Genomic DNA, 17,423 nt, shown 5'->3' on the forward strand with positions numbered 1-17,423 from the left:
TGATTGGAAAATTTAGTGAAAATCGCGGTTTTAAAGGAACTCGCCGACGGCGAGACGCGCGTCAGCGCGTCGCCAGAAACGGTCAAGAAATTTATCGCTTTGGGTGCCTCCATGACCGTGGAAAAAGGGGCAGGTGAATCTGCCTCGGTTGCCGATGCCGATTATGAAGCCGTGGGTGCAAGCATTGCCACCCGGGCTGCCACGCTGAAGGATGCCGACATTGTTCTGGCGGTTCAGGGGCCGGACCCGCAATCGCTCAAGGGCATGAAAAAGGGCGCCTGGCTGGTGGCCAGTCTCAATCCCTTCGGCGAGCGCGAGCGGGTCGATGCCTATGCCAAGCTGGGCATTGATGCGCTGGCGATGGAATTCATGCCGCGGATCACCCGCGCGCAGTCGATGGATATCCTGTCGTCACAATCCAATCTGTCGGGTTATAAATCGGTCATTCTGGCGGCCAATGAATATGGCCGCGCCTTTCCGATGATGATGACTGCCGCGGGCACGGTTTCGGCCGCACGCTGCTTCGTCATGGGGGTTGGCGTTGCCGGATTGCAGGCGATTGCAACCGCGCGGCGTCTCGGCGCACAGGTCAGCGCGACCGACGTGCGCAGCGCCACCAAGGAGCAGATCCAGTCGCTCGGCGCGAAACCGATCTTTGTGGAATCTGTTGAAGGCATCGAGGGCGAAGGCAGCGGCGGCTATGCCACCGAAATGAGCGAGGAATATCAGAAGGCGCAGGCCGAACTGGTGTCCAGCCATATCGCCAAGCAGGATATCGTGATCACCACCGCGCTGATCCCGGGCCGGGCCGCACCGCGGCTGATCTCGGACGCGCAGATTGCAACGATGCGCAACGGCAGCGTGATCGTCGATCTGGCCGCTGAACAGGGCGGCAATGTCGAGGGTGCTGTCGCCGGCAAGACGGTCGAGAAACATGGCGTCAAGATTGTAGGCGCGCAGAATATCCCGGCGATGATGGCGGCGGACAGCTCGGCGCTGTTTGCCCGCAATCTCTATAATTTCCTCAGCGCCTATTGGGACGAAGAGGCGAAACGGCCGGTTCTGCCCGATGATGACGAGGTGACAATTGGCATACGGCTTACCAAGGATGGCAAGGTCGTAAACGAGCGCCTTCTGGCGAACTAGGGGGTTAGCAATGGACTTTATTTCAATACTTTCGATTTTCGTGATGGCCTGTTTTGTCGGCTATTATGTGGTCTGGTCGGTGACGCCGGCCTTGCATACGCCGCTGATGGCAGTGACCAATGCGATCTCTTCCGTGATCATTGTCGGCGCGCTGATTGCGGCGGCGGCGGGATCGCAGGCGGATGGCGGACAGACCGCCAAATGGCTGGGTCTGGTTGGTGTCGTGCTGGCGAGCGTGAATATTTTTGGCGGCTTTGCCGTGACCGAGCGCATGCTCGCAATGTACAAGAAAAAGGAGCGCAAATAATGGGTGCTTCCTTGAGCAACAAAACGGGTCGCCGTATCGCATCGATAGCGGGTTGGATCCCGGCCTTCGCCGGGATGACGATGTTCGCTGCATCGCCCGCACTCGCCGCAACCGGCGAGCCGGTCAATCCATGGGTTGCCGCGGCCTATCTGATCGCGGGCGTCCTGTTCATTCTCGCGTTGCGCGGTCTGTCCTCGCCGGAAACCAGCCGGGCGGGCAACCGTTTCGGCATGGTCGGCATGCTGATTGCCGTGGTCACCACCCTGTGGACCCATAGCATTGCCAGCCTGCCGGAAATTGCCGGCGCGATCGCCATTGGTGGCGTGATCGGCTTTGTGATCGCCCGCCGCATCGCGATGACCGATATGCCGCAACTGGTGGCGGCCTTCCATAGCCTCGTCGGTCTGGCGGCGGTTCTGGTCGGTATTGCCGCCTATCTCAATCCCGGTGCCTTCAACATCCTGGATGCGACTGGTGAAATTTTGACCGTCAGCCGCGTCGAACTCGGCCTTGGTGTCGCCATTGGTGCGATCACCTTCTCCGGTTCGGTTATCGCCTTCCTGAAGCTCAACGGCAATATGTCGGGTGCGCCGATCATGTTGCCGATGCGCCACGTCATCAATCTCGGCGTGCTGGCCGCGATTATCGGACTGACCGCTTATTTCGCCATTGCTCCAACCGTCGGTACGGGCGCGATATTCTGGACCATCGTGGGGCTCAGCTTCCTGATCGGCTTCCTGCTGATCATTCCGATTGGCGGTGCGGACATGCCGGTCGTGGTCTCGATGCTGAACAGCTATTCCGGCTGGGCCGCCGCAGCGATGGGCTTTACCCTCGGCAATACGGCGATGATCATCACCGGCGCGCTGGTCGGTTCGTCCGGTGCGATCCTGTCCTACATCATGTGCAAGGCGATGAATCGCAGCTTCATCAGCGTGATTGCCGGCGGCTTTGGTGCCGACAGCGGTCCGAGCGAAGGCGCGGCGAAGATCGACCGTCCGTGGAAACGCGGATCGGCCGAGGATGCCGCCTATATGATGAAACAGGCCGAGAATGTGATCATCATCCCCGGCTATGGCATGGCCGTGGCGCAGGCGCAGCACGCGTTGCGCGAAATGGGCGACATGCTGAAGGAGCAGGGCGTCGGCGTCAAATATGCGATCCACCCGGTGGCTGGTCGTATGCCGGGCCACATGAACGTGCTGCTCGCCGAGGCCAATGTGCCTTATGACGAGGTGTTCGAGCTGGAAGATATCAACAGCGAATTTGCTCAGGCCGATGTGGCCTTCATCATCGGCGCCAATGACGTGGTCAACCCGGCAGCGAAAACCGACAAGGGATCGCCGATTTACGGCATGCCGGTGTTCGATGTCGACAAGGCCAAGACGATCTTTTTCGTCAAGCGCTCGATGGGCGGTGTCGGCTATGCCGGCGTCGATAACGAGGTCTTTTATATGGACCAGACCATGATGTTACTTTCCGACGCGAAAAAAATGTGCGAAGAAATTGTAAAGGCGCTCTAGACGCCGGTTACGGATTTTTTCAGGGAATGTAACATTAATGCGTAAAATTGGCCTGATTGGCGGGATGAGCTGGGTGTCGACAGCCAGCTACTACACGCGGATCAACCGGAACGTGCAAAGCCGCCTCGGCGGCTTTGCGAGTCCGCATATGTTGATCGAAAGCGTCAATTTCAGCGATTATGCGCGGTTGCAGTCGGACGATGACTGGGATGCGGCGGCGGGACTGATGACCCGTTCGGCGAAAAGGCTGGAGCATAGCGGCGCCACGGCGATATTGATCTGTTCCAACGCGATGCACAAAATCTATGACCAGGTACAACCCGAAGTGGGCGTTCCGATGCTGCATATCGCCGATTGTGTGGGCGACAGGATGGTTGCCGACGGGATCAAGTCGGCCACATTGATCGGCACGCGCAACGTGATGACCGAGGGCTTCTACCGCAAGCGGCTGGTCGCCAAGGGCATTTCCCTGTCACCGCCGGACGAGGAGCGGGTCGAGGAGATTGACCGGATCATCTACGAAGAACTGATGTTCAACCAGGCCAAGCGCGATTCCGAACGGACGATGAAGACCTATATCACCAATATCGCCAAGCAGGATATCGAGGCGATTGTGCTGGGCTGTACCGAGCTGGATCTGATCGTCGATACCAAGGCGAATATCCTGCCGATCTATGACAGCACTGAAATCCACGCCGATGCGGCGATCGAATGGATTCTCGCCGAGGGCTGACCCTGCTCTCCCCGAATTACTGACATTGGTGTCAATGCTCTTGGCATCGCCGGTTTTTTGCGGCATTATCTTCGCTTCCTGGAGGAGAGAGATATGTTACGCAGTCTATTGGTGGCCACCGCGCTTTGCCTGAGCGCTCCGACACTGGCCAAAACCATCAATGTAGAAGCCGGAGACGATGCGCAGGAACGGCTGCAGGAAGCTCTGATCCTAGCCGAGCCTGGCGATGTCGTGGAACTGGGGGCGGGCCGGTTCGATCTGGTCGACGGTCTCTCTCTGGATGTTGATAATGTGACAGTGCGTGGCGCGGGCATGGACCAGACGGTGCTCAATTTCGCGGGACAGCTCGGCGCGGGGGAAGGCCTGCTGGTGACTTCGGACCATGTCGTGCTGCGGGATTTCGCGATCGAGGACAGCAAGGGCGACGGCATCAAGTCGAAGGGCGCGGACAATATTGTCTATTATAAAGTGCGGGTCGAATGGACCCGCGGACCGCATGCGGAAAATGGCGCCTATGCCATCTATCCGGTGGAAAGCAGCAACGTGCTGGTCGATAGCGTGATCACGATCGGCTCTTCCGATGCCGGGATCTATGTCGGCCAGTCGGAGAATATCATCGTCCGCAACAGCGTGGCGAAATTCAACGTTGCCGGCATCGAGATCGAGAACAGCATCGGCGCGGACGTCTATAACAATGTCGCAGTCAACAATACCGGCGGCATCCTGGTCTTTGACCTGCCCAATATTCCGAAACAGGGCGGCCGCAATGTCCGCGTGTTCGACAATATTGTGGTCGACAACAATACCCCGAATTTCGCGCCCGAGGGCAATATTGTCGCCGAGGTCCCCGCCGGCATGGGGGTGATGGTGATGTCGCATTATGAAGTGGAAGTGTTCGAAAACCGCTTCGCCGAAAACGGCACCGGCAACGTCCTGATCGTGTCCTATAGCAAGGGGCAGGATGATCCCAAATATAATCCGAAGCCGATTGGCGTGCGGGTGTTTGAAAATGACCATGGCCGGGCCGGCTATGATCCGGCCTTTCCTGGCGGCGCGCAGTTGAAGGCTGCTTTTGGCGGGGCGATTCCACCGATTATCGAGGATGGCACCGGGGAGAATCTGCTGATCGGCGATGATGTCGCGATCCTGTCCCTGGGACTGACCACGCCCGGCCAGTCACTGGCCGAGGCGAAGCCGTCGCTGAGCGCGGGTGCCAGCGAGCCGTTTGACGGCCGGCAACTGACACCGATCACCCTGCCGCAGGCGATGGAAGACGCGATTCAATAATGCGCTGGCTGGCTTCTGCGTGCGCGATCGTGGCGCTGGCCTTTTCGGCCGGCGCGCGCGCGCCGGCGGGCGTGGCCGACGGGGTGATCCTGTCCGAGGGCCTGCCCCGGATGCTGTCGGACTATCGCTTTTTCAAGGATGCTTCCGGCTGGCAGCCGAACGAGCGGGTCGTACCCTATCAGCTCAACATGCCTCTATTCTCCGACTATGCGGAGAAATATCGCTATATCTATGTGCCCGAGGGCGCGCAGGCGAAAGCCAATGGTGACGGCCTGCTCGATTTTCCGATAGGGTCCGCGCTGATCAAGAGCTTTGGCTATGAGCGCGATGGCAAGCCGATGCTGCTCGAGACCCGGGTGCTGCTGCATCGCGCCGACGGCTGGCTGGCCTTGCCCTATGTCTGGAACGCGGCGCAGACCGAGGCGAAGCTGAAGGTCGCGGGCGCGCGTATCCCTGTCACTTTCACCGACCCGTCCGGAAAGGAGCGTTCGATCAGCTATGCCGTGCCGAACAAGAACCAGTGCAAGGAATGCCATGCGCTGTCGGACGCGGTGACGCCGATCGGTCCCAAGGCGCGCAACCTGACCCATGGCGGGCAGCTCGAGCAATTTGCGCGGCTTGGCCTGCTCGACCGGCAGCCGGAGGTCGCATATCGGGTGCCGGTCTGGGGCGAGAGCAGTGCCCCGCTCAAGGATCGCGCGCGCGGCTATCTCGACTCCAATTGTGCCCATTGTCACAACGCCAATGGCTCGGCCAGCAACTCCGGCCTGTTCCTGACCTACGAGGAAGAGATGCCGGTGCGTATCGGTATCCACAAGCGGCCGGTCGCTGCGGGGCGGGGCAGCGGGACCCACGCTTTCGACATCGCGCCGGGCGATCCGGAGGCCAGCATCATGATCTATCGGCTGAACAGCCTCGATCCGGGTATCAGCATGCCGGAAGTCGGCCGCTCGATTGTCCATGACGAAGGCGTGGCTTTGCTCAGCGAGTGGATCGCGGAGATGGAATAGGGGGGGTATTTGGCCTCAAACGCAGGGCGCGGACGCATGTATTATGTCTCGCGGCAGTTCGCTCCGCTCACGCCTCCGACGGGGCGGGCTACTGCCCGACGCGCGGTCGCACTTGCCTCCGCTTCGCGTCGGTTAGGCTCTCCCGATTGTGGTCAGTTTCCAACCGAGGCGTAGCCGAGGCAAGGCCGACCGGCCGCCGCGCCTTATGGCGCGATAGCCAAGCGGGCGGATGTCCGCGCCCGGTGCTTGCGGTCAGATAAATATATTCACTTCGCCCGGGTCCAGTTCTGGCTCTGGCAGATAAAGGCGACACAGCCTTTCATCTTCAGGCTGTCGGACGAGATCAGACTGACTTCCGAGCGATAGGTCCGACCGGATTTGGGATCGTAGATCTTGCCGCGCCAGATGTCGCCGTCGGGTTTGAAGCCGGTCAGAATGGCGATGCCGAGTACCTTGCGGCTGCGCAGGCTTTTGTCGGGATTGTTGACATCCTTCTGCCCCACCCCGTTTAGCGGCCGCACCAGATATTTATGGATGCGGCCACAGACGTTCGCGCCGCATTTGGAAATCTTGATGATGGCGCCCCGGTCCTGCGTGATCCATTCGCCATGGATCGAATCCGCAGCCTGTGCCGGGGTGGCAACAGTCAGGGCGGCAAAGGCCAGTCCTGCCGCAATCGGACCGCTGTTCCATCTAGACATGATCGTGCTCCCCAAGGATGCTCCCGATTTTTGGCAAATGGCTATAAATCGTCGAGCTTGGCTAGCTTGTCTCTGGTTACACCAAGCTGAACGCGCCGGAACAATTTGCCCTGTTCGGCCCAGAAGATGAACGCCAGAGAGGCTATGCCACAGACCATGAAACCGGTCGCCAGCGGTAAGACCGTACCGTCAAACTGCAGGCCGATGGCGGCGCCGATCATGGAGGAAAGGCCGGTCCGGGTAAAATTCTGGAAGGACGAGGCGACGCCCGCGGTCTTGCCGAAGGGCTGCATCGCGATGGAGCTGAAATTGGCACCGGTGAAGCCGACCATCGCCATCGAGGGCACCAGCACGGCGGTGAAGGACCAGAGACTGAGCCACCCCGATTCGGCAAGGGCAAAGTGGATGATCGACACGAGAATGAAAAAGATCAGGGCGGACTGGGAGACCCGCCGCGCGCCGAAGCGCATGACGATCCGCGAGTTGGTGAAGCTGGCGATAGACATCGCGCCCGCGCTCAGGGCAAAAATATAGACGAAGATATCGCCGGCACCGAAAATATCGAAAAATATCTGCTGGGCCGACGCGATATAGGCAAAGAGCGGTGCCATCATCAGGCCGCTGGCGATGACATGGCCAAAGCTGTTGCGGTTGAAAATGACGGCACGCCATGCCGCGGCGACGGACCGGGCCTTGATCGGGGTCTTGTCGTCCGGATGAAGGGTCTCCGGCAGCCGCGTCATTACCCACAGAAATGTCGACAGCCCCGCCGCGGACAATACCAGGAATATCGCCTTCCACGGCGCGACATGGAGAACCAGTTCGCCGAGCATCGGCGCCGTGATGGGAACGATCATGAATACCATCATGATGGTGGACATGGCCCGGGCCATCGCATCGCCGTCGTAGCGATCGCGGATGATGCTGTTCGCCAATACGCCCATGGCCGAAGCCGCCAGCCCCTGAATGAAGCGAGCGATCAGCAGCAGGTCATAGTCCCAGGCAAGAGCGCAGAGTATGCCGAAACCCGTATATATGCCGATGGTGACCAGCAACACCGGCTTGCGGCCATAGCGGTCGGCCAGCGAACCATAGAGGATCGATCCGATCGCCATGCCGTAAATGAAGGAGGTGATGGTCCATTGCCGGTCATTGACGTTGGGCAGGGCAAAGCCATCCGAGATCAATCCCAGAGCGGGCAGCATGATGTCGATCGCGAGCGCATTGAGCGACATCAGGCTGGCCATCATGATGATCAGCTCGGTACGACCAATGGGGAAGGGGAGAGCTTTGCGTTGCACCGGTGGCCTATGGCAAGTTCAGGCGGGTGTGGCTATAGTGCAATTGAACAGCCCGGGCTCCTGCGGGCTGATAAATCGAGGAAATACCGGATGATGAAGCATGGCTTTTCGCTGCTTGCGCTGCTTCTGTCGATGCTGGCGGGAACAGCTGCTCTGCGGGCGGAAACCGCGGCTGCGGACGCCAGTTGTGCTTCCGTCTCGGGCGATATCTGGGGTGAGAACAGGCCGGTGATGACCGGGCATGAAATCGACGGCACGCAGATCCGGTCGATCGCCGATTTTTTGCGTGTGATCGACCGCCGGATACCGGTTGTGACTATCATCAAGGGCGGTGCCTTTGCCGGCTGGGATTTCAGCGGCATGTCCCTGTCCGGTATCTGCTTTGACGAAAGCGATCTGTCGGGTGCCAATTTCGCCGGCGCGCTGGCACCCGGTGCGGGCTTTATCAAGGCTGACCTGAGCGGTGCCAATATGAACGGGGTTCACATGGCCGAGGTATTGTTCCGCAATGCCGGCCTGCGGAACGTGACAGCCAAAGGCGCGGATTTCTCGCATGGCCATTTCGATGGCGGCTGGTTCGAGGGCAGCGTCGAAGGCTGGGATCTGGATGGCGCCGATCTGACCGGTTTCACCTTTTCCTGCGGCATCACCGTGCCGGATGGCTGTCCGGTCTACCAAGGGGGAGCAGGCATGAGTGCCAGGGGCGCGAATTTTACCGACGCCACATTGCACAGTTTTGGATTGCACGCGGTCGATCTGGCCGGCGCCCGCATTGACGGGACGATTGTCGGACCCCGGCAATTGCCCGCTCTGGCAAACAGCGATTTTCGCGGTTCGATCATCCTGCGCGGCGGCGCGCATGATGTAGGTCTGACCGCCGGGGAAGCGCAGCAACTGCTGGCCGCAAATGCCGGCCAGGAGGGCACGGAGGCGCGCCCGTCCTTTGACTGCGACGAGGCAACAAGCCGGGTCGAACTGGAAATCTGCGGTGACTATGCCAGCGACCTGCGTGCTGACGACCGCGCCATGGCTGTCCTGTACAAGCGGGCAAAGGCCGCCGACGCCGGTGTCAGGGATAGCCAGCGGGCCTGGCTGAAGCAGCGCAATCGTTGCGGGGCTGCGGAATATCCGACCGACTGCCTCCGGGAAAGCTACAGCGCGCGCAAGGGGCAGCTGCTTGGCCTGCTGGGCGAGAGTGACTGGCTGGAGCGTGGCGAATCGGCGCTGTTTGTCGACGATGTTCTGCCGCTCCCCGATACCATGGCCGGGTCGGAACTGCTGGCCAAGATCGCGCCGGTTCTGGTCGGCGCTTCGATGACCGAGATATTGATCGAGCGCGGCGATGACGGTTTGTACGCGATCAGGGGCAGCGCGGTCGGAGCCAATGCGCATTTGTGCAGCATCTATGCCACGCATCTCTATTTCGACGCGCAATCGGGCTGGTATATCCCGGTGTCGGAGGGAGACACGGTCCCGGTATTCCGGATTTTTGACGACCGGCTGGAAATATTTGCCGGTGGCAAGCCAGATTATGAGAAATATCCCGAAGCGGCCGATATCATGAGTTGCGGGATGCGCGCGAGCTTCACCGAGACGGTTCGCGCCGATATTGGTGCCGCGCTGATCGAAAGCTATCGGCAGGCGCTGAGCGAGGGCATGTAGCCGCTCCCCAAGCCGGGAAACAGGCGCTAGACTGAGGCCATGTCCGACTCCGCTCCCGATCTGCTCCAGCGCAAGATCATCCATATCGATATGGATGCCTTTTTCGCCAGTGTCGAGCAGCGCGATTTTCCCGAATTGCGCGGCAAGCCGGTGGCGGTCGGCGGCTCGTCAAAGCGCGGGGTTGTCGCTGCAGCTTCCTATGAAGCGCGCCAGTTCGGCGTGCGCTCGGCGATGCCATCGGTAACCGCCAAGCGCCGCTGTCCCGACCTGATATTCGTCAAGCACCGGTTCGAGGTCTATCGCGAAGTGTCGCAGCAGATCCGGGCGATATTCCGGACGCACAGCGATCTCGTCGAACCGCTGTCGCTGGACGAGGCCTATATCGATGTGACCGAGGACAAGATGGGAATCGGCAATGCGACACGGATCGCCGAGATGATCCGGGCCGAGATCAGGAAGCAGACCGGCCTCACCGCCAGCGCCGGGGTCAGCTATAACAAGTTCATTGCCAAAATCGCCTCGGACCAGAACAAGCCGGATGGTATTTGCGTGATCAAGCCGCATCAGGGAGCGGATTTCGTTGCCCAGTTGCCGGTGCGGCGATTCTTTGGCGTCGGTCCGAAAACGGCGGAGCGGATGGCGAAGCTGAACATTCACACGGGGGCCGATCTGCGCGCGCAGTCGCAGGATTTCCTGAAGCAGCATTTCGGCAAGTCGGCGGGCTATCTGTTTCGCGCCTCTCGCGGCGTCGATCACCGCGAAGTGCGGGCCAACCGGATTCGCAAATCGGTTGGCGGCGAGCGGACCTATGGCGATGACCTGGTCAGCGACGGTGACATGCACGACGCGTTCGAGCATATTATCGATATCGTCTGGAACAGTATCGCAAAATGCGAGGCGCGCGGGCGGACGGTCACGCTGAAGGCGAAATATGCCGATTTCCGGCAGGTGACCCGGTCCAAGTCCACCGATCATTATATTGCCGACAAGAATGAATTTGCCACCATCGGCCGGGAATTGCTGGCCAGCATCATGCCGGTGGAAAATGGCGTGCGGTTGCTGGGGCTGACATTATCATCGCTGGAAGGCGCTGAAGCAGCCGAACAGGAAGACGGCGATGCCGAGAATGATCAGATTCAGCCCGCGTTTGATTTCTAGACCGGAACGGGAGGAGCGAGCAACGCACTCTGTGCGCGGCTCGCTCCTGATCTAATCCTTTTGCCTCGATAGCTCCGCATCGCGTGCGGAGAAAGGCAAGCCTAGAATTTGAAGCCGGCTTCGACGCCCCAGATCCGTGGCTCGTTGACGAAGCCGGTCAGGTTGTTGAAGTCGATCGCGCCGACCGCCGATTCATCATTGGTGATGTTGCGGACAAATCCGGCAATATCGAAACTGTCGGTCTGATAACCGACGCGCAGGCCGCCTTCGAGCTGGCGCTTGTCCTGGAATTCGATGGATTCGTAGAGGAAGAAATTGATCTTCGACCGATAGGACCAGTCGGTGAAGGCATAGATTTCGCCGTCGCCGACCGGGATGCCGTAGCGAGCCGTGGCATTGGCGATCCAGCGCGGGCTCTGCGGCAGGCTGTTGCCGTCGATATTGACAATCGCGGAAGCGAAAGGCGCCGCCGGGGTCACGATCGGGTCGAGCGGTGTGCAAAGCGACACGTTCGGGAATGTATCAACCCTTGTGGCACCGCACGCCGCTGTGGTGAGGCCGGCGTCGCGGATTTCGGTCTTGTTGTAGCTGAGGCTGGCCGTGAGCAGCAATTCCGGCACCGGCTTGAGCTCTGCGTCCATCTCCATGCCGTAGCCGCGTACGCTGTCAGCGTTGATCAGCCGGTTGGCGTTGACACCGCCGCCGACCGCGGTCAGCTGGGCATTGTCCAGATCATAGAAAAAGCCGTTGACGTTGAACCGGCCTCGGCCATCGAGGAAGGTGGTTTTGACGCCCGCCTCGTAGGAGAGGATGGTTTCCGACTGGCCGACGGTGACACCGTCTTCCAGTGGCGTGGCCGTTGCCGGCGGGAACAGGATACGGCCCTGTATGCTCGGCGCGCGATAGCCTTTTGCAACACGGGCATAGAGATTGATGTCCTCGGTGGCCTTGTAGGAGATACTGGCATCCCAGGTGATATTGTCATCGGAAACCGAACGGCTGACATTGCCCAGCGGATTTTGCAGGAAGGTCGGAAATTGCGTATCCTGCGTGCGGGCGACGAAATAGTCGCGCTCGTCCTTGTTGTAGCGAATGCCGCCGGTCACGCTGAGTTGATCGGAGAGGGCATAGGTCAGCGAGCCGAACAGACCGAAAGCTTCGCTGTCCTGACGCTGGCTGACGAGAATATTGATCCCGCCCGGGGCGTTGAGCGGATCGCCGAGCGTGGAATAATTTTCGCTGACGATGCGCAGCCGCTCGTCAAAATAGAAGACGCCGGCCTGATAGCTGAGCGGCCCGTTGCCGTTGCTCTCGAGCCGGATTTCCTGCGTAAACTGGCTCAGCGCAGGAACGCTGTCGCGAGTTTCCGCGGTGAACGGGATATCTCCGGGGCCATAAAGTGCGGGCGGGAGGAAGTTGGCGCCGAAGCCGCCATCGACGTCGCCGACCGAAGTGGCATCGCCGGTCCAGAAGCTGGTCACAGAGACCAGCGAAACCGGACCAAAGTCATGGCTGAAGCGGCCGGAGAAATTGTAGGTCTTGACCTTCTGTTCGTTGCGACCGTCGACCGCGACCTGATCCCGGCGGAAGTCTGCATTGAGGCCTTCCTGGCCGCGGGTGAAGATATTGGCGCGGAATACCCGAGCGGTGCCGTCGAGATTGCGATACTGGCCGGTCAGCAGCAACTCCGTCTCTTCGGTAAAGTTCATCAGCAACTGCAGGCGCGCGGCGAACTCGTCATAGCCTTCAAAGGCATTGGTCTGCGGGTTGCCCGGATTGACGTTGTCGACCCAGCCGTCCTGCCGCTGGTACATGGCCGAGGCGCGGGCAGAGATGCCTTCTCCGAGCGGCACGTTCAGTGCGGCTTCGGCATTGACCGCATTGAACCGGCCATAGCTGACGCGGCCGAAACCGCTGAGATAGTCCTTCGGCTTTACCGAGTCGAATTTTACGATACCGGCCGGGGTGTTCCGCCCGAATAACGTGCCTTGCGGTCCGCGCAATACTTCGACGCGCTCGAGGTCGAAGATCGGGAAGCCCTTGAGAATGGGATTTTCCAGAACCACGTCATCATAGACCAGGCTGACCGGTTGTGAGGCGTTGAAATCGAAATCGGTGTTGCCAAGACCGCGAATGTAGAAACGCGGGAAAGTCCGTCCGAAGGAAGATTCGACCACGAGGCTGGGTACGCGGGCGGAAAGCGCGCGGACATCCTGTCCGCCCGCGCCGATCGCGGTGAGCTTGTCGTCGCTGATCGTCGATACCGAGATCGGTACATCCTGCAGATTCTCTTCGCGACGCTGGGCGGTGACGACGATAACGTCGAGCCCCTGACCGTCATCCGCTGCGGTTTCCTGCTGGGCAAAAGCCGGTTGGACGATGCCGCCGGCAAGCATGGCTGCGGCGAGGGTTGAACGAGAAATAATCTGCTTGGAACAGAGGCGCATGACGTGAATCTCCAGCTATTCAGATGTGTCGGGAGTCGGAAGTTCCCCCTCTTCCTTGCCAGCTATTCAAACCGACCGTTTTGCACGGGGTCAAGTCAACATTGCTGCAGAGCACCATACTGTGGTCGAATCACCGCCAACTGTTGCTTTTTTGTTACGAAAGAAACCTGTGAGCGCCTTTTGGCCTGATCAGAAGCTCATTTCGTCATAGATTCGGCTGACATCGCCATTCCATTCGCCATGATAGCGTTCAAGCAGCTGCGCCGCCGGAGATTTGCCCTTGGCGACCACTTCGCGGAGCGGGTCGAGGAAGCCGCTTTCATTGTCGCCGCTGGTATTGAGGCGGTTGCGGGCGGTGAGGCCGGCGGAGGAGATCTCGAGAATCTCGGCGGCCAGGTCTTTCAGCGTCTGGCCATTGGGGATCGGTGTATCGAGGCCCAGCTTGGGAACCGTGTTGCGCAAGGCTTCACGCTCTTCCATGGTCCAGCCCTTGACCCGGTCCCAGGCGGCGTCGAGCGCATTCTGGTCATAGAGCAGGCCGACCCAGAAGGCGGGCAGGGCGCAGATACGGTTCCACGGCCCGCCATCGGCGCCGCGCATTTCGAGGAAGCTTTTCAGCCGCACTTCGGGGAAGGCGGTGGAAAGATGGTCGTTCCAGTCGGACATGGTCGGCTTCTCGCCGGGCAGCACCGACAGTTCGCCCTTCAGGAAATCACGGAAGCTGAGGCCGGCTGCGTCGATATATTTGCCGTCGCGGAAAACGAAATACATCGGCACGTCGAGCATATAGTCCGCATAGCGTTCGTAGCCGAAGCCGTCCTCGAACACGAAGGGCAACATGCCGGTGCGGTGCGGATCGGTATCCGACCAGATATGGCTGCGGAAGCTCTGGTAGCCGTTGGGCTTGCCCTCGGTGAAAGGCGAATTGGCGAACAGGGCGGTGGCCAGCGGTTGCAGCGCCAGCCCGACGCGGAACTTCTGCGCCATGTCGGCTTCGCTGGCATAATCGAGATTGACCTGGATGGTGCAGGTGCGCAGCATCATGTCGAGGCCGAGATTGCCGACGCGCGGCATGTGGTCGAGCATGATCTGGTAGCGGCCCTTGGGCATGATCGGCAGTTCGGCGCGGGTCTTGTCCGGCCACATGCCCATGCCGAGGAAGCCGGTGCCGGTTTTCTCGCCAATCGCCTTGACCTGTTGCAGGTGGCGGCCGGTCTCGTTGCAGGTTTCGTGGAGATTCTCCAGCGGCGCGCCGGACAGTTCGAGCTGGCCGGCAGGTTCGAGGCTGATCGCGCCGTCGCTGCCGGACATGGCGATCACCTTGCCGCCTTCTTCCACCGGCTTCCAGCCGAATTCCTGCATGGCGAGCAGCAGATCTTTTATGCCGCCGGGTTCGTCATAGCTCGGGGCATGATGGTCGGTGACGGAATAGACGAATTTCTCGTGCTCGGTGCCGATCCGCCAGCGCTCCCGTGGTTTCTCGCCCCCGGCCATGGGTTCGACCAGCTGGCCGATATTCTCGATCACAGGATCGTTGCTGTCTGAAACCTGTCTAGTGCTCATTGTCTGGCCTTAGGAAATCATCAGCGGCTAGGCCAATAAAAAAATGGTGGAGCGTTAAAAGCTATTGTTGCTTGTCAGAGGAGCCAGCTGACCGCGGCAAAGCCGCCGACGAAGAGAATGCCGACGACGGTTGTCGCGAGAGCGAAGTTCTTGTCGATCCAGAGCTTCATCGGCGGGCCGAAAAACCGCAGCAGCGCAGCAACCAGAAAGAAGCGCGCCGAGCGGGCGATAATCGCCGCCCCGACCAGGATGTGCAGCGGCATGGCGGTGCTGCCGGCGGCGATGGTGATTACCTTGAAGGGCAGCGGCGTGAAGCCGGCCAGGAGGACGACGATCCAGCCCTGTTCGTTGAAATTCTGTGCAAAAACATCGAATTTCTCGGTGACGCCGTAAAATTCGAGAATCGGCAGGCCGACCGTTTCGAAGACGAAATAGCCGATCGCATAGCCGAGCAAGGCGCCGAGCACCGACGCGACGGTGCAGACAAAGGCGTACCAGTAGGCCCGCTCCGGACGCGCGAGGCACATCGGGGCGAGCATGGCGTCCGGCGGAATCGGGAAGAAGCTGGATTCGGCAAAGCTGATTCCGGCGAGCCATTTGGGAGCCTGTGGATGGCCCGCTTTGTCGAGCATCCATTCATAAAGTTTTTTGAGCATTTTTTAGACCTCAAGCGCCGGGCGCAGGCATCCGTCTGCTTGGCTTCCCTCGCATAAGCTCGGGCGCGCGGTCGCGCTTGCCTCGCTTCGTTCGGTTTGTCCACGATGATTCCGAGCGCAGCGAGGCAAGGCCACCATATAAAATGGATGGTGTCCGCCGTGCCTAATGGGCGCGAAAGCCAAGGGCGCGGATGCCTGCGCCCGGCGCCTGGGGTTCAAAGACAATTCCATCCTAGTGACCGGGCGTACCGGAGATGTCCTCGAGCAATTCCTTCGGCGTCTCGCGGCCATGGTCGGTGCCGGCGGTGCGGTCGCCCCTGGCGAGAGCGAAGACGACGCCAGACAGGGCGAGCAAGCCGATGATGTTCGGCAGGGTCATGGCGGCGTTGGAAATGTCGCCGAGACGCCAGACCAGCTGCAGCGGAGCGAAGGAGCCGATCAGAATGACCACGCACCACAATATCCGCCAGATGATGTGCAGGGTTTTCTCGCCCTTGAGGCTGGCCCCCGGCAACTGGTCATAGAGAAAGGTGATCGCCCGTTCGCCATAATAGCTCCAGGTGAGCAAGGTGGTGAAGACGAACAGGATCAGCGCGACCGATACGATCAATGTGCCGATCGGAATGCCGAAAACGAGGAAGGGGAAGGCTGCGGCATAAGCACCGGAGGTCATGGCAAAGCCGTTGAGGTCGGATTGCCAGGCATGTTCGACGGCCTGCTTGACGCCATCGGCATCGGTATAGGTGAAGTCTCCGGCCACGGTCAGCATGACCAGCGCGGTCATCGTGCAGATGACCACCGTGTCGATGAACGTGCCCATCATCGCGAAACGGCCCTGTGCTGCGGGATCGTTGGTCTGGGCGACCGCGTGGGCAATCGGGGTCGAACCCTGTCCGGCCTCGTTCGAGAACAGGCCGCGCGCGACACCGGCGCGGATCGCCATGATGATCGCTGCACCGAGGAAGCCGCCGGTTGCCGACTGCGCATTGAAAGCGCCGTCGAAAATCCGGCCGAAGGTTTCCGGAAGATAGGGCAGGTTGATGCCGAGAGCGATCAACGCCATGATCAGATAGGCGCCGGCCATCCACGGCACTATGGTTTCGGCAACCTTGCCGATCGACTTGATGCCGCCGATGATCACGGCAAAGACCGCCACGGCCGCCACGGCGCCGCCGATCCATTCCGGCACGCCGAACAGTTCGTTGGCGCTGTCGCCTAGGCTGTTGGCCTGGATGCCGTTGCCGGTGACCAGCGCGGAAAACAGGGTGCCGAGGCAGAAGAGAATGGCGAGCCATTTCCATTTCGGGCCAAGGCCGATGGCGATATAGGTCATCGGGCCACCGCGATAGGTGCCGTCAGCGGCCTGCGACCGGAAGCGTACGGCGAGTGATCCTTCGGCGAAAGCGAGGGCCATGCCAAACAGGGCGGTCACCCACATCCAGAAGATCGCGCCGGGTCCGCCGAGCGTGATCGCGGTGGCGACGCCGGCGAGATTGCCGGTGCCGACCTGACCGGACAGCGCGGTCGACAGCGCCGCGAAAGGAGAGATCTCGCCCGCGCCTTTCTTGTCCGATTTCTTGAACAGACCGGCCAGCGAGGGCAAAAGACGGAATATCGGGTAGCCGCGCAGGCCGATCATCAGGTAGATGCCGGCGCCCAGCAGGATCACGACCATCGGCGGAATCGGGAGAATTTCTTCGCCGGCCCAGCTGCCGCCCCAGATAAAATCCGACAGATTGGTGATCGGCTCGATCGCCGCTTCGAGACCTGAAACAGGTGCTGTACTCACAAAACTTCTCCCCGATGGCGCGCGTGGGCGCATATACTATCCCGAGCAGCAGGATTAGCAGGCGCATGGTTTTTGGCAAATGCTTTTGCCATCCTGACGGCAGAGCCTATGCTGAAAGAAAACCGGACAACAGTATGGAG

The 17,423-nt window shown here is 60.4% G+C and carries 14 protein-coding genes; 8 read left to right on the forward strand and 6 right to left on the reverse strand.

The genetic code is table 11. The features are described from left to right. Nucleotides 1–15 precede the first annotated feature (15 nt). The 6 genes from SPHFLASMR4Y_RS13780 to SPHFLASMR4Y_RS13805 all read left to right on the forward strand — a co-directional run bounded on the left by SPHFLASMR4Y_RS13780 (nt 16) and on the right by SPHFLASMR4Y_RS13805 (nt 6,006). The gene (locus SPHFLASMR4Y_RS13780) at nt 16–1,146 is read left to right on the forward strand and encodes a Re/Si-specific NAD(P)(+) transhydrogenase subunit alpha (protein ID WP_089134055.1); all 1,131 of its coding nucleotides are present in this window, start codon (nt 16–18) and stop codon (nt 1,144–1,146) included. A 10-nt stretch (nt 1,147–1,156) separates the two neighbouring features. Continuing rightward, nucleotides 1,157–1,453 carry an NAD(P) transhydrogenase subunit alpha gene (locus tag SPHFLASMR4Y_RS13785; protein WP_066743604.1) on the forward strand — a complete coding sequence of 99 codons (297 nt, stop codon included), beginning with the start codon at nt 1,157–1,159 and terminating at the stop codon, nt 1,451–1,453. Nucleotides 1,454–1,533: 80 nt separating this feature from the next. After that, nucleotides 1,534–2,976, forward strand: a complete 1,443-nt coding sequence (locus SPHFLASMR4Y_RS13790; RefSeq protein WP_409928915.1) for an NAD(P)(+) transhydrogenase (Re/Si-specific) subunit beta — start codon at nt 1,534–1,536, stop codon at nt 2,974–2,976. A gap of 37 nt (nt 2,977–3,013) precedes the next feature. After that, the gene (locus SPHFLASMR4Y_RS13795) at nt 3,014–3,709 is read left to right on the forward strand and encodes an aspartate/glutamate racemase family protein (protein WP_089134056.1); all 696 of its coding nucleotides are present in this window, start codon (nt 3,014–3,016) and stop codon (nt 3,707–3,709) included. Between the two features lie 93 nt (nt 3,710–3,802). Next, nucleotides 3,803–4,996: a parallel beta-helix domain-containing protein gene (locus SPHFLASMR4Y_RS13800; RefSeq protein ID WP_089134057.1), complete on the forward strand. Its 1,194-nt coding sequence runs from the start codon at nt 3,803–3,805 to the stop codon at nt 4,994–4,996. Then, the gene (locus SPHFLASMR4Y_RS13805; RefSeq protein WP_089134058.1) at nt 4,996–6,006 is read left to right on the forward strand and encodes an SO2930 family diheme c-type cytochrome; all 1,011 of its coding nucleotides are present in this window, start codon (nt 4,996–4,998) and stop codon (nt 6,004–6,006) included. The genes SPHFLASMR4Y_RS13800 and SPHFLASMR4Y_RS13805 overlap by 1 nt, the downstream gene beginning before the upstream one ends. Nucleotides 6,007–6,272: 266 nt before the next feature. Here the strand turns inward: SPHFLASMR4Y_RS13805 and SPHFLASMR4Y_RS13810 are convergent, their stop codons facing one another. Next, complete coding sequence (locus tag SPHFLASMR4Y_RS13810) at nt 6,273–6,707, reverse strand: DUF2147 domain-containing protein (protein ID WP_089134059.1); 435 nt, start codon at nt 6,705–6,707, stop codon at nt 6,273–6,275. Nucleotides 6,708–6,748: 41 nt separating this feature from the next. Then, nucleotides 6,749–8,008 (reverse strand): multidrug effflux MFS transporter, encoded by a 1,260-nt coding sequence (locus SPHFLASMR4Y_RS13815; protein WP_260806980.1) that lies wholly within the window; start codon nt 8,006–8,008, stop codon nt 6,749–6,751. 90 nt (nt 8,009–8,098) lie between these two features. Here SPHFLASMR4Y_RS13815 and SPHFLASMR4Y_RS13820 point away from each other — a divergent pair, with 90 nt between their 5' ends. Together SPHFLASMR4Y_RS13820 and dinB are read left to right on the forward strand one after the other, a co-directional pair. Next, nucleotides 8,099–9,670: a pentapeptide repeat-containing protein gene (locus tag SPHFLASMR4Y_RS13820; RefSeq protein WP_186265946.1), complete on the forward strand. Its 1,572-nt coding sequence runs from the start codon at nt 8,099–8,101 to the stop codon at nt 9,668–9,670. Between the two features lie 39 nt (nt 9,671–9,709). Further along, nucleotides 9,710–10,828, forward strand: a complete 1,119-nt coding sequence (gene dinB / locus SPHFLASMR4Y_RS13825) for a DNA polymerase IV (protein WP_089134062.1) — start codon at nt 9,710–9,712, stop codon at nt 10,826–10,828. A 101-nt stretch (nt 10,829–10,929) separates the two neighbouring features. On the opposite strand, the gene SPHFLASMR4Y_RS13830 is transcribed toward dinB, so the two are convergent. From SPHFLASMR4Y_RS13830 to SPHFLASMR4Y_RS13845, 4 genes are all read right to left on the reverse strand, one after another. After that, nucleotides 10,930–13,275 (reverse strand): TonB-dependent receptor, encoded by a 2,346-nt coding sequence (locus SPHFLASMR4Y_RS13830; RefSeq protein WP_089134063.1) that lies wholly within the window; start codon nt 13,273–13,275, stop codon nt 10,930–10,932. Between the two features lie 189 nt (nt 13,276–13,464). Further along, entirely contained in the window at nt 13,465–14,838 is a 1,374-nt protein-coding gene (locus SPHFLASMR4Y_RS13835; RefSeq protein ID WP_089134064.1) for a glutamate--cysteine ligase, read from the reverse strand. Nucleotides 14,839–14,912: 74 nt separating this feature from the next. After that, the gene (locus tag SPHFLASMR4Y_RS13840; protein ID WP_089134065.1) at nt 14,913–15,494 is read right to left on the reverse strand and encodes a YqaA family protein; all 582 of its coding nucleotides are present in this window, start codon (nt 15,492–15,494) and stop codon (nt 14,913–14,915) included. Between the two features lie 232 nt (nt 15,495–15,726). Next, entirely contained in the window at nt 15,727–17,283 is a 1,557-nt protein-coding gene (locus SPHFLASMR4Y_RS13845) for an alanine/glycine:cation symporter family protein (protein WP_260806981.1), read from the reverse strand. Between the last annotated feature and the right edge of the window lie 140 nt (nt 17,284–17,423).

It is taken from the genome of Sphingorhabdus sp. SMR4y (assembly GCF_002218195.1).
In the GTDB taxonomy this organism is placed as follows: Bacteria; Pseudomonadota; Alphaproteobacteria; order Sphingomonadales; family Sphingomonadaceae; genus Parasphingorhabdus.

What these genes read in the sequence shown, in the direction of transcription:
- SPHFLASMR4Y_RS13785 (WP_066743604.1), top strand. Translation starts at nt 1,157, where the DNA reads ATGGACTTTATTTCAATACTTTCGATTTTCGTGATGGCCTGTTTTGTC.
- SPHFLASMR4Y_RS13790 (WP_409928915.1), top strand. Translation starts at nt 1,534, where the DNA reads ATGTTCGCTGCATCGCCCGCACTCGCCGCAACCGGCGAGCCGGTCAAT.
- SPHFLASMR4Y_RS13795 (WP_089134056.1), top strand. Translation starts at nt 3,014, where the DNA reads ATGCGTAAAATTGGCCTGATTGGCGGGATGAGCTGGGTGTCGACAGCC.
- SPHFLASMR4Y_RS13800 (WP_089134057.1), top strand. Translation starts at nt 3,803, where the DNA reads ATGTTACGCAGTCTATTGGTGGCCACCGCGCTTTGCCTGAGCGCTCCG.
- SPHFLASMR4Y_RS13805 (WP_089134058.1), top strand. Translation starts at nt 4,996, where the DNA reads ATGCGCTGGCTGGCTTCTGCGTGCGCGATCGTGGCGCTGGCCTTTTCG.
- SPHFLASMR4Y_RS13810 (WP_089134059.1), bottom strand. Translation starts at nt 6,707, where the DNA reads ATGTCTAGATGGAACAGCGGTCCGATTGCGGCAGGACTGGCCTTTGCC.
- SPHFLASMR4Y_RS13820 (WP_186265946.1), top strand. Translation starts at nt 8,099, where the DNA reads ATGATGAAGCATGGCTTTTCGCTGCTTGCGCTGCTTCTGTCGATGCTG.
- dinB (WP_089134062.1), top strand. Translation starts at nt 9,710, where the DNA reads ATGTCCGACTCCGCTCCCGATCTGCTCCAGCGCAAGATCATCCATATC.
- SPHFLASMR4Y_RS13830 (WP_089134063.1), bottom strand. Translation starts at nt 13,275, where the DNA reads ATGCGCCTCTGTTCCAAGCAGATTATTTCTCGTTCAACCCTCGCCGCA.
- SPHFLASMR4Y_RS13835 (WP_089134064.1), bottom strand. Translation starts at nt 14,838, where the DNA reads ATGAGCACTAGACAGGTTTCAGACAGCAACGATCCTGTGATCGAGAAT.
- SPHFLASMR4Y_RS13840 (WP_089134065.1), bottom strand. Translation starts at nt 15,494, where the DNA reads ATGCTCAAAAAACTTTATGAATGGATGCTCGACAAAGCGGGCCATCCA.